The organism is Stenotrophomonas sp. YIM B06876 (genome assembly GCF_030711595.1).
Taxonomy (GTDB): Bacteria; Pseudomonadota; Gammaproteobacteria; order Xanthomonadales; family Xanthomonadaceae; genus Stenotrophomonas.
On the sequence record NZ_JAUJUJ010000356.1, the window covers coordinates 1 to 829 of the forward strand.

The window sequence follows — 829 nt, forward strand, 5'->3', positions numbered from 1 at the left end:
ACGGTATTTTCGGGCGATGAAACGGCACTCAAAAGTGCCCGCGCCCGTCAGCGAAACCCAAGGATGTGCGTGCTATCCTTGCCGCCAACGAGAGCAGCGCATTCCGGGGCGCCATGCCACGGGCCAGCGCTGCCTGCAGGTTTCACACACTTAGAGGACATCCATGAGACTGATTTTGTTGGGCGCACCCGGCGCCGGAAAGGGCACGCAGGCCACCTTCATCTGCCAGAAATACGGCATCCCGCAAATCTCCACCGGCGACATGCTGCGCGCCGCCGTCAAGGCCGGCACGCCGCTGGGCCTGCAAGCCAAGGCGGTGATGGATTCGGGTGCCCTGGTCAGCGACGACATCATCATCGGCCTCGTCAAGGAACGCATCGCCGAGCCCGACTGCGCCCAGGGCTTCCTGTTCGACGGCTTCCCGCGCACCATCGTGCAGGCCGACGCCATGAAGGCCGCCGGCGTCAAGCTCGACTACGTGCTCGAGATCGACGTACCGTTCGACGCCATCATCGAGCGCATGAGCGGCCGCCGCTCGCACCCGGCCAGCGGCCGCACCTACCACGTCAAGTTCAACCCGCCCAAGGTGGCCGGCAAGGACGACGTGACCGGCGAAGACCTGATCCAGCGCGAGGACGACAAGGAAGAGACCGTGAAGAAGCGCTTGGATGTGTACAGCGCGCAGACCCGCCCGCTGGTCGACTACTACTCCGGCTGGGCGCAGAAAGAGCCGGCCCTGGCGCCCAAGTACCGCGCCATCAGCGGCACCGGCAGCGTCGAGGAAATCACGGCGCGCGCCATGGCGGCCCTGGCCAACTAAAGCCGCAAC

The 829-nt window shown here is 65.6% G+C and carries 1 protein-coding gene; it reads left to right on the forward strand.

The features are described from left to right. Positions 1-163: 163 nt before the first annotated feature. On the forward strand, positions 164-820 hold the full coding sequence (adk, locus tag QZH66_RS17260; protein WP_305807072.1) for an adenylate kinase: 657 nt from the start codon (positions 164-166) through the stop codon (positions 818-820). The last annotated feature ends 9 nt before the right edge of the window (positions 821-829 follow it).